The sequence below is a fragment of the Limnobacter sp. MED105 genome (assembly GCF_000170915.1).
Taxonomy (GTDB): Bacteria; Pseudomonadota; Gammaproteobacteria; order Burkholderiales; family Burkholderiaceae_B; genus Limnobacter.
In genome coordinates, this window is record NZ_ABCT01000016.1 from 50,249 (window position 1) to 60,787 (window position 10,539).

The window sequence follows — 10,539 nt, forward strand, 5'->3', positions numbered from 1 at the left end:
GTTTCACTCGTACAAATGATCAAGTTGCGCTTGCGTCAATTCATGGCTGGCACAATCCAGCACCACCTCGCCGGCTTTCAGGCCAATCACACGGTGGCTGAGCATGGGCACCAGGCTCACATTGTGAACCACGGTAATCAAGGTGGAGTTTTCGGTGGCTTTCACCAGCAATTCACACACCTCATCAGCAGCGGTAGGGTCGAGTGCCGCAGTGGGCTCATCGGCCAACACCAGTTCAGGTTGCTGCATCAACATGCGGGCAATCGCCACTTTTTGACGCTCGCCACCTGAAAGTTTGTCCGCGCGTTTTTCAGACAGGTGCGCCATGCCAACGGCTTTCAATGCCGCTTGCGCGCGCTGCGTTTCCTCAGTGGTAAAAATTCTTGCCCAACTGCGCAAACGCGGCATGCGGGCCAAACCACCCACCAGTACATTTTCCATGGCGCTTAGCCGTGCAACCAAATGCAGGCCCTGCAACACCTGGCCCACTTGTGCGCGCACAGGGCGCAAATCGCGTTCGCGACGCAAAGGAAACACAGTGTGCTGGTTCACCACAATGTGGCCGGCCGTGGGTTTTACAAACCCGTTCAAGCAACGCAACAGCGTGGACTTTCCCGCGCCGTTTCGCCCAAGAATAGCCACTTTTTCGCCGCGTGCAATTTGAAGTGATTCCACTTTCAAAATGCGTCGCCCGGCAATCACCATTTCCAGGTTTTGAATGTCGATGATGTTGCTGCTCATAACAAAGCCGTCCGGATTCGGCGGCTAATTGCATCAAATGCAGTCACCATCAACACCACCACGATCAAGATGCTCGACAAGCGACCCCATTGAAACAGCGCCACTGCCTCTGAAATCAGCAAGCCCAAACCACCGGCGCCAATAATGCCGAGAATGGTTGAATCGCGAATATTGTATTCCCACAGGTACAAGTGGCTGCTCACCCACTGCGGCAACACATTGGGCCACACCGACCAGAAGAAGGTTTGTGAAGGGCTTGCGCCCACGCCCTTCACAGCCTCAATCGAGGCCATGTCCAGTGTTTCTATCGATTCTGCAAACAGCTTGCCGTAAGTACCCAGACTGTGAAAAGCAATGGCCAGAATACCCGCTGTGGGGCCAAGGCCCACAATGCCGACCAACACCAGACCAAACACCAAGGTGTGAATGGATCGGGAAGTATCCAGCACCAGTCGCGAAAGCGCAGTCAGCAGGCGTGGTGCCTTGATATTTTTTGCACTGAGCACACCAAATGGCAAAGCCAGAATGGCGCCCAGCAAAGAGCCCAAAGTGGCAATTTTGAATGTGGTCCAGGTGGCAAAACCCAGTTGCACCAACCACTGTTGTTCAACTTCCTGCCGGTTCTCGGTGCGCAGCACTGTGCCGTCATCACTTTTGTATTCATAGGCCGGATCGCCCAGCCACACATCCAGAAAACTGGGGCGTGCAAACTCAGTGGCTGTTTTAATGAAGTTGGCCACTGGGTTGCGGCCCATGGACAAATCGCCCGCTGTGGCCAGGCTGTACACGCAGCCAAACACAATGAGCGCATACAAAAAGACCAGCCCGAAAAAACCGAGCCGGCCTTTCAAGCGCAACTTGAACTGCATCCAATTCATGGTGGTTAAGCAGCCCTCTTACTTGGGCTGCAAACGGCCAGTGGCCAGGCCTGCATCACGAATTGGCTTGTAATAGCTGTTGTCTTTTTTTGCAAAACCGGTGTAACGCGGTGGCAGCAAATTGGGCTGGTTTTTCAGTTCAGCACCAATGCCAAGCAAAGCCTCTTGCAACTTCGCCACAAACGCTTTGTCTTCAAACAACTTGCTGCTGACTGCAAATGCATCGTTGGGCAGGGGGTCGGAAGTCCAGATGATTTTCGAATCTTCCGCCTTGATCAAACCATCGGCGATCATGGCATCGCGGTTGCGGTTGTAATCTGCACCTGCATCAATTGCGCCCTGGGTGACCTGGGTTTGAATGGCTTGGTGGCTAGTGTTGATCACCTTGGAAAAATACGTGTCGGGGTTGATGCCCTGCTTCTGGAAATAGTGGAAAGGAATGAGGTAACCCGATGTTGAGCCCTTGTCGCCAAACGCAAAGGTTTTGCCTTTCAAGTCGGCCATGCTTTTGATGCCGCTTTTCGGGTTAGTCACCATGATGCCAAAATACTCTGGCTTGCCTTCGTACTCGATGGTGGCCACTGCCTGTGCTTTGGCTTCATTGTTGGCCAACACATAGCCCCATGGACCCATCAGCGCAATGTCGGTTTCACCATTGGCCAGCGACTTCGCCAAGCCTTCCCAGCTGCTCACGGTGCGCAGCTTCACGGGTTTGCCAAGTTTCTTTTCCAGGTATTGCGCCAAAGGTGTGTACGTGGCGTCGTTTTTGTCTTTGTCGGGCTGGTACAAGCCAACACCAAATTGAATCACCTCTTGGGCAAGCGCAGGCGTTGAAACAAGGGCAAAGCTGAAAGCGCCGATCAGGGCTTTGGTCAACAAACGCATGGTCAGGTTCCGTAATGAAATTGGATAATTGGAATAAAACGAAATTCTCAACGTTTATTACGCTAAACAAGCAACAAAGGTTACAGGAATTTGAATTGAATTCGAGGGGGATTGTTGCGCCAGTTGCGCACTGGCGCTTAATTCAGTCGCTTGCTGGCCAGCCAGGCCTCATAACCACCTTCCATGGCCTTGGCCTGCCTGTAACCCTGCTTGCGCAAAAGGCCCGCCACATGGGCTGCACTGACATCATCGGGGCAGGCACACATGGTGACAATGACATCGGTTTTTGGCCAGGCGCGGGCTGCAGCCAGGGCACTTTCCGCATTCGCGGGCAACCAACCCGCCAATGGCTCGGCTTCTTGCACCATGGCGGGTCGCAAATCGACCAGGCGCAGGTTGGACTGCCCTGCCTTCACCAAAGCCAGAACCTCTGCGGCCGGCATTTTGGGAAGTTTCAAACGTGCCTGAAATGCATCACGCCGTGCCAGTTTCCACATCAACCAAAAAGCACAAATGAGCGCGGCAACCACGCCGACGATAAACAAGTTGTCTTGCAGCGCTGCATAAATAGCGTTGACCTGGTCTTTGAACAACCAGCCTGCCAGCAAAGCTGCCATGGCCCATAAAAACGCGCCCAGGGCCGACGCTATGGTGAAGCTGAGAATGGACATTTTAACGGCCCCGGCAATGGGGGGCGCCACCGTGGAAAATCCAGGAATAAACTTGGCCACCACCAGGGACCAAGGCCCCCACACGCGGAAACGCGATTCGGTTTGACTGACACATGATTCAGGATTGATGGACAACTTGCACAGCACCGACAACACCCGATAACCGTAATACCGGCCGGCGATATACCAAGCCCAATCGGCGATCAGCGACGCCGAAGTTGCAACCACAGCCAGCAAAAAAATACCCGACCACTGACCCGACAAACTGGCGGACAAAATCATGGTGGGTACAGCAGGCACGGGGGCACCCAACTGCTGCAACAGCACGTTGAAAAAAACCAGAACTTCTGTGGTTTCAAACAAAGACATGGTGGGTACCGCCAAAAACTGCCCGGCAAGAATAATGCGCGAATTGCAGATAGCGACATCATAAGCATTTTCCAGCGACTGCTGCCGGGTTTAGAGGAAGCACTCGGGCAATCCGTCTACTTCAAGTCACAAAGTGTTGTTACCCTGACACTTCCGGTTTACAACATGAAGGAGTACACACCATGGCAGACCTCGAACATTACAAGGCCAAACTGAACGCCCAATTGGACGAGTGGAAAGCAGACCTGGACAAACTGAAGGCCAAAGCCGACGGCAAGTCAGCAGACGCCAAAAAGGAATTGAACGAATCCATCGACGCACTGGAGGCCAAGCTGGCTCAAGGTCGTTCGAAACTTGAAGAACTCAAGGGCGCCAGCGCTGAGGCCTTCGAGAGTTTAAAAGAAGGTGCCAACAGCGCCTGGGACAATATCAAAGAGGCCTTCGACAAGGCCAAGTCCAAGTTCTAAAACACCACACGGCTTACTGCGCAAACAGCGGATCGTAAGCCTGCAAGTTCAGCGCTGGGGTTGTCAAAGGCCCCAGCGACACGGTTTCTTCATAAAAAGACTGGCATTCAAACAAACCATTGCCAAATTCATCTTCAGTCAAAATATAGCCCAGCGAATTGTGCGTCAGGCCCAGCAGCATCATGGGGGTTTGGCTTCGCGCACGAATAGTGTCGGCCATGCCCTTCGAACCCTCGCCCGGAATAGTCACCAATTCAAGCGCCTTGCCTTCGCCCTGCCCCAGCTGAATTCGACTGACTGGCGTTTCCGCATACAAAGCCACTTGAGGAAAGTTTTCGTAGCCAGGAATATTGGCGGCCAGTTCTTCGCCCAACGGTGTGAAGTTGTAATAGCCGTTAAAGCTGCGCAAGCCACCCGCCCCAACAAACAAAGGGTTGGTCACTGGCAAAAAGGCATTGGCATGCGCAACCTGCAAACCGCCCTCTACCTTTTTGCGCTGACTTAAAACATTCATGGCGGCTTGAGCCACTGCCACGCCCATGGCATTGGCTTTCTCATAGGGGTCTTCCGCGGCAGGTGCGCGTGGCGAAGAATCGGCAATTGCGCCGTTGTAAAACAGCACGGTGGAATCGAAATTTCGCTCAAGCAGACGCAGCGCCCCGCCCACCCAGTCAGTGTGCACCAAGCGGTTACTGGAACCCAGCACAGTGGGGTGTGCCGAATAGTTCAACAACGACCCCAACACCTCTCCGCGCGCAGTCCGGGCTTGCAACAAGGTGAGTGTGGGGTCGGGCATGCGGGAGTCATCCGGGTCGCAGCGGCGAAAGTTGTTCAAGCGCGCTTCGCCTTCCAGCACTGTTTGGGCAAAATCCACATACGCCGGCTCAAGCCTGGCCACCGCTTCGGCAGCGGCTTGGGCAGCCAGTTGGTACAAACCTCCTTTCAAGGCAGGGTCACAGGCTTGCGCAGGATCCGCCTGTTCGCAATTCAACCAACTGGCAGGTACACCACCCCACAGGCCTTGCAAGTCGGCCGAAGAATGGGAATGGGTTTGTGCAAACAGCACATTGTTGGGCGGCACATTGGCAGCTTGCGCAACTGCCGCTTTCAATTTGTTTTGAATGACATTGCCTGCACCAATGGCATCCATGGTGACGAATACCAGGCGATTCACCGGCTCCGCCTGGCTCTCGAGTACAAACACACGCACAAAAGTGCCATCACCGATTCCGTTGGCAGGAGGACCACCAATATCAAAGTTCACCACGTCTTCAGGACCATCGAATGCGAATCCGCCGTAACCACCCAGGTTGAATTGCTGCAGCTTTCCAATGATCGGCGTGTTGCTGGTCACCACACCCTGAATTTGTGCAGGAGTGGGATCTATATTTCGCTTCGCCGACGCTGCACGAAACTGCGAAGTATCGAGCAAATTTGGATTGCCACCGCCGCCATTGCCACCACCGTTTCCGGGAGGCGGATCAACAATCACGGGCGGATCGTTTTCACTGACACCCGTGCGGGATGCAGTGACTGAATTGTTGTCAGAGTTCAAACAAGCCGACAGCAAAAGGCTGACAAACACCACATTCCATTGAAGCATTTTCATCGACGTGTACTCCTCATTTCAATGCGGGATTAAAGCCGCGTGACGCTCAATGCGGGATTAAAGCCGCGTGACGCGCAAGGCAAACCATTGCACACATCAATCAATGCACCCTGCTTTTTCAGGAAAGCAGACTTCATGTCCATATTCTTTTCTTCGTTGCGCGGGTGGCCATGCGGGTCAGCACCATAACCGGTGGTCATGGGTCGGTTGTCCAGCGGTGGGGGCGCACTGCCATTGGGGTTGGCAGAACCATCGGCATTGGTCATGGGGCCGCTGTCCCACACGGTCAGCGCGTTGCCCGCATGCGGGTATTTCTTGATGCATGGCAAACCGAAATATGGGTGATCGTCGGGGTGCCTGCGCCCAAAAGAAACATTCGGAAACTGTTCCTGCTCGGCGCGCACTGCCGGGTGTGCCTGCTTCAGCACAGCGGCTCCGCGTTGCGCGGACGGACCACCCACCACTGCGGGGCATTGCAAGGGTGCCTCAATGGTGCGCGCCATGATTTCTGCGGTGTTCATGTACACCTGGTGATCAGCAAACGCAGGGATCAATAACACGCGCTTGTTGGGTCTTGTTCCGGGTAATTCACGCCCAGGGGCCAAGCTCCAGGCATAGCCATTGTTTTCGCCACGGTCCCAAAGCATTTGAATTAGCGAGAGAATGAATTGTTGGTCCAGCGATGCGGGGTATGCCTCATAAAACGCAGGCGCGTAGGGTGCAAAGTCCACGGAACGTTGCAACAAAGTGGAGTACGCCATGCCGGGCACCCCCAACGTGGCAGCCTGAATATCAGGTGAAATCGCAGTAACCGGCCCACCGTTGATGCCGCCCTGCGAATTGCCGTCATAAAACAGTTCGCTGCGGTCTATCAGGCATTTGCCTTCTTTTTGAAATGCGGGGTGAGTACAAAATCCGTTCTCGGAAATCATCGCCCGACCCAACATCGTGAAATTCAAAAAGCCTTGTTGCAAACGATCCGTCAGGCGGTTGAATCCACTGAAATCGGTCAGCATCAACACTGTGCTGGCAATGTCTCCACCAACACCATCCCACAAGGGATCGTATTTGCGATTGTCGTTTTGATCGTCGGGCAAATTGCCTGTGGCCAAGCCTGCCCAATCCACCATGCAGAACAGAAAATTGTGACGCTCTGCCATCACGCGCACATTCAAGTCGTAGGTGTTGCCTTCATCGCGCGAACCCAACAAACCATGACCGTACAGCGAGGCACGTGCTGGTTCGCCTGTGTCCAGGTTCTTGCGCGCTATTGAGCAAATAAAAGGAACACTTGCATTGGGTGTTAATGGGTTGCGCTGCGGCAATGCAGTGGCCGGGCTGCCGGTGGGTAGCAATGGGTAGTTGTAGGTGCCCCCCGACAAGCAATTGGGGCTGGTGAGAAAACACGGCACGTCGATGTGTCCTCGAATTCGCCGTGCCGTAATTTCACTCGCCGATCCGTTCTCGGGATTTTCGATGACCGCATCAATCGTGAAGTTCGGCGATTGTCCTGCTGTGGCTTCAATGGATTGATCGCGCGCATGAATAAGACGCTCGGTCAGGTTGCGGCCAGACGCCACGGTGAAATCCCAGGCAAGGTACAGGCTTTCCCGTTCAACACCCGCCATACCCAATACACTGAAAATATTTTCCATCAGCGGTTTGCGCGCGTTTTGGGCAGCGTTGCCCAAAGGCAAACCATCGCGGTATGCCTTGAAAACCGGGCTTGGCTCGATGGTGTCACCTGCACTGTTTTTCAAGTTGCGCAGGGCCACAATATAACGGCGCCCCGGTTCCAGATTCTTCGCCACCCGAATAAGCAAAGCAGGTCCCGGCTCGTCGTTTGGAAGGTTCAGTTGCCCTTGAGTCAGGTTGGCGTCCAGTTCGGCCCAAATCAGTTGCCTCTTCAAAGTCAGTGTGTCGATCAACACGATGGGTTGATCGCGCTGCAGGCTGGCTTCTATGTTGGTGATGGGTACTGCACCGGTTTTTTCCAAATCAAGCCCAGGCACACGGGTCAGAATGGGTTGACCGGGAGAGAACCCGTCATTGCGATTCCAGTCGGTGGGATCAATCGGTTTGCCCACAATGTTTTTGGGCATGGCCAACACATTCAAATTCACCCGCATCTTGGTGTCGGTTTGGGTGTCGGCAGTGGTGAAATAATTGTTTGGAAATGGGAACAGACAATAGGCCGGGTCCAGCGGATCACAACGCTCGGCGCCTGCGGGCGCAGCGCCAGTGCCAGCGGGTTCGGTGCGAACCACAGGATCCTTGGGAAACAAGGGTGTATTTCCATCGCCACCTGCACCACCATCACCCGAATCGTCTGGATCCTCAGGGTCCACCGGCGTGTCGGGTTCCTCTTCATTGGGATTGGTGACAGTCGGGCTGTCCGCTTGCGGCGAACCTGAATCGCCCATACACCCCGCCAATAGCAAAGCCCAAGCCAATACAATGGCTCCACCCCAGTTTGTCGTCCTCATGTCTCTCTCTTTTTGCGTAGGGTCTTGTGTTCGACCCTTAAGTTACATTACTGTAACTAAAGATTAATTTATGAAGTTGTAATGCGTCTAGTGTAGTTTTTCCATAGTAAATTCAATGGGTTAATAATGTTAAAACCAACGCAAACCCGCATGAAACCTGAGGATAGAGAACGTCAACTGCTGGAAGTTGCGCAGCGAATGTTTGTGGAAAGGGGTTATCAAGGCACGGCCATGGAAGATATCGCGAGGGCGGCTGGGGTAACCCGACCCGTGGTGTACAAATTGTTCGGAAACAAAGACGGTATTTACCTGGCTTGCCTGAAAAAAGCACGAGAGGTGCTGAACAGTTACATTATTGAACGCGCCCTTACAGGTGAAGGCCTTCAGGGTCGCTTGCGCGGCGGTATTGAGGGTTATTTTTCATTCGTAGAATTCGAGCGGGATGCATTTCGATTTCTCTACGACAGCGGTGCCGCCGTGGCTGGCCCGGCTGCACAGGCCGCCAGTCAGTTGCGTTTTGACACAGTAAACCGCATCGCGCTGTTACTGGGCGATTTAAAAAGCGTTATTACAGAGGGAGAAATTGCAGCCACCGCCCACGCCCTATCGGGCGCAGGAGAGCAGCTGGCCAAGTGGTGGTTGACCCAACCCGCTTTGCCCAAAGCCATGGTGGTAAACACCATGTTCAATTTGCTTTGGGCGGGCTTGGTTCAGCATCAAAATAATACTTAGGGTGCAGGGCTGCTGGAGAAATCAAAGTCGTTGGTGAGCACCTCGCGAGGCGAATCAACCGTACCCACAAACCCTGGATCAAAATTGGCAGAGGCTGTTTGCACCACCGGCGTAAGGTCTAAGGGTTCAGCGATCGCCATTACCGTGTATTGCCCTTCGGCTGCGGTGTCGATTGCGAAGTTGAACACCCCTGTAGCGGTGTAAGGTGCCACTTCAGGCGCATCCACGGTCAATGTGAAAGCATACCCCGCAGTGTCACCCATGCCGGCTAAATTACCACTGGTATCAAACGTTTCAAATGACAGCTGCGCAGAATTAATCAGCACTGTTGCCCCCAAAGACAAGGTCTGGTTAATTTCTACAAAAGTCGCAGGTTTCATATCGTCAGTATTCGTGACAGTACCCACTGCGTCACCTTCCACGGTGGCAGGTTCGAGCAGAATTTCGTTCTCATCGACAGGTGTGGTGGCATCAAAATCCAAATTCACCAACTGACCTTCAGGCACGATCACATCTGACACCACCTTCGTTATGAAACCGGGGGCAGTGAACACCAGGTCATACGTACCCGGCGGCACTTGAGACAATATGAATTCTCCGTTGTCTGCCAAATCAGTCGATTCGACTGGTGCTGTAGCGCGCACCACTTCACCATCCTGCTGCAAGGAAATACTGACGCCCTGTGACACCAAGGCATCAGCCACACTGCCACGCACACCGGAGGACAAACGCGGAATGGCCGTAAGCACCGGCTTCAGCAAATAATTACCAGAACCACCTGCCTCTACCACTGATTTGCACGCATCAAAATCGATCAACAGGTCTGCAACCTGCCCTTCAGCAACGTCGATCCCGACATTGATTTTTACACCGCTTTGTTGGCCACTTGGCGTTTTCAAATCCTCAAAACCACCCGCACTGAAAACCACATGGTTGGGTGCACGCGTGGGGTCAGCATCGGGATCAAAATCAATGTTTGTCGGGTCGACGGTGGCGTTGTCCACCAACACAAATCGGACTTGTTGTACGCGACCTACCGGCAAGGTAACCTCGCCCAGCTCTTCAATCACACCGTTCTGCAAATCAAGCAAATCAATTTGGCGCGGCTGATCCAATACAATTTCTGACCAACCCTCACCATCGGGGCCGGCTGTGGCGCTGTTGTTGACCCGAATTCGATCAACAGTGACGAACACATTGTCATAACCGCAAGAAGGCGCATCAGTCATTGCCGTGCGCAAAGTACCCGTGGCTGCTGAGTTATCTCCGCCACCGCCGCCGCAGGCGGCGACAAACAAGGCGGCGCAAGTGACCGCCAAGGTACTTTGGATGAATGTTTTTCCCTTTCGCATTGCCTTCTCCTTGAATGCCCGTTTGAAATTAGATCTGAACAAATTTGGGCGCTCCGGATTTAACGCGTCAAAGGAGAAGGACGTTTACGACAATCGCGAGGCACGATTTTGCGTTGCAACATAAATCTCCAGAAAATCAACAAAGCTCAAAAACCACTTTCCATTTTTAGAGCCCTCTTTCAAAACAATTCTCAGTAACAATTCCTCCACATCTCCCTAGAACCCTTTTCCCTTATGGATTAGGGGGTTATAGGCGATTCAAGAGAGCAATCAAATCGATAGTTATTTTGAATCAACAAAAACGTTCAATTAACTTTTGCAATCGCACAATTTATTCGTTAGAATTGCG

General features: G+C 53.3%; 9 protein-coding genes. 2 read left to right on the forward strand and 7 right to left on the reverse strand.

The annotated features are described in order from the left end of the window. Nucleotides 1–3: 3 nt before the first annotated feature. The 4 genes from LMED105_RS13290 to LMED105_RS13305 all read right to left on the reverse strand — a co-directional run bounded on the left by LMED105_RS13290 (nucleotide 4) and on the right by LMED105_RS13305 (nucleotide 3,544). Nucleotides 4–741, reverse strand: a complete 738-nt coding sequence (locus LMED105_RS13290) for a phosphonate ABC transporter ATP-binding protein (protein ID WP_008252185.1) — start codon at nucleotides 739–741, stop codon at nucleotides 4–6. Next, on the reverse strand, nucleotides 738–1,619 hold the full coding sequence (gene phnE / locus LMED105_RS13295; protein ID WP_008252187.1) for a phosphonate ABC transporter, permease protein PhnE: 882 nt from the start codon (nucleotides 1,617–1,619) through the stop codon (nucleotides 738–740). The genes LMED105_RS13290 and phnE overlap by 4 nt, the downstream gene beginning before the upstream one ends. Before the next feature lie 18 nt (nucleotides 1,620–1,637). After that, nucleotides 1,638–2,504, reverse strand: coding sequence for a phosphate/phosphite/phosphonate ABC transporter substrate-binding protein (locus LMED105_RS13300; RefSeq protein WP_008252189.1), 867 nt, complete (start codon nucleotides 2,502–2,504; stop codon nucleotides 1,638–1,640). Between the two features lie 137 nt (nucleotides 2,505–2,641). Next, nucleotides 2,642–3,544 (reverse strand): VTT domain-containing protein, encoded by a 903-nt coding sequence (locus tag LMED105_RS13305; protein ID WP_008252191.1) that lies wholly within the window; start codon nucleotides 3,542–3,544, stop codon nucleotides 2,642–2,644. A 182-nt stretch (nucleotides 3,545–3,726) separates the two neighbouring features. Here LMED105_RS13305 and LMED105_RS13310 point away from each other — a divergent pair, with 182 nt between their 5' ends. Continuing rightward, entirely contained in the window at nucleotides 3,727–4,011 is a 285-nt protein-coding gene (locus LMED105_RS13310; protein WP_008252193.1) for a hypothetical protein, read from the forward strand. 13 nt (nucleotides 4,012–4,024) lie between these two features. Here the strand turns inward: LMED105_RS13310 and LMED105_RS13315 are convergent, their stop codons facing one another. Further along, a complete protein-coding gene (locus tag LMED105_RS13315; protein ID WP_008252203.1) occupies nucleotides 4,025–5,620 on the reverse strand; it encodes a neutral/alkaline non-lysosomal ceramidase N-terminal domain-containing protein in 1,596 nt (531 codons plus the stop codon). A gap of 29 nt (nucleotides 5,621–5,649) precedes the next feature. Next, nucleotides 5,650–8,106 (reverse strand): hypothetical protein, encoded by a 2,457-nt coding sequence (locus LMED105_RS13320; RefSeq protein WP_156799701.1) that lies wholly within the window; start codon nucleotides 8,104–8,106, stop codon nucleotides 5,650–5,652. Between the two features lie 150 nt (nucleotides 8,107–8,256). Here LMED105_RS13320 and LMED105_RS16510 point away from each other — a divergent pair, with 150 nt between their 5' ends. Next, complete coding sequence (locus tag LMED105_RS16510; protein WP_198006860.1) at nucleotides 8,257–8,838, forward strand: TetR/AcrR family transcriptional regulator; 582 nt, start codon at nucleotides 8,257–8,259, stop codon at nucleotides 8,836–8,838. Here the strand turns inward: LMED105_RS16510 and LMED105_RS13330 are convergent. Beyond that, nucleotides 8,835–10,190, reverse strand: a complete 1,356-nt coding sequence (locus LMED105_RS13330; RefSeq protein ID WP_008252210.1) for a DUF4382 domain-containing protein — start codon at nucleotides 10,188–10,190, stop codon at nucleotides 8,835–8,837. The two genes, LMED105_RS16510 and LMED105_RS13330, sit on opposite strands and share 4 nt — an antisense overlap. Nucleotides 10,191–10,539 lie beyond the last annotated feature (349 nt).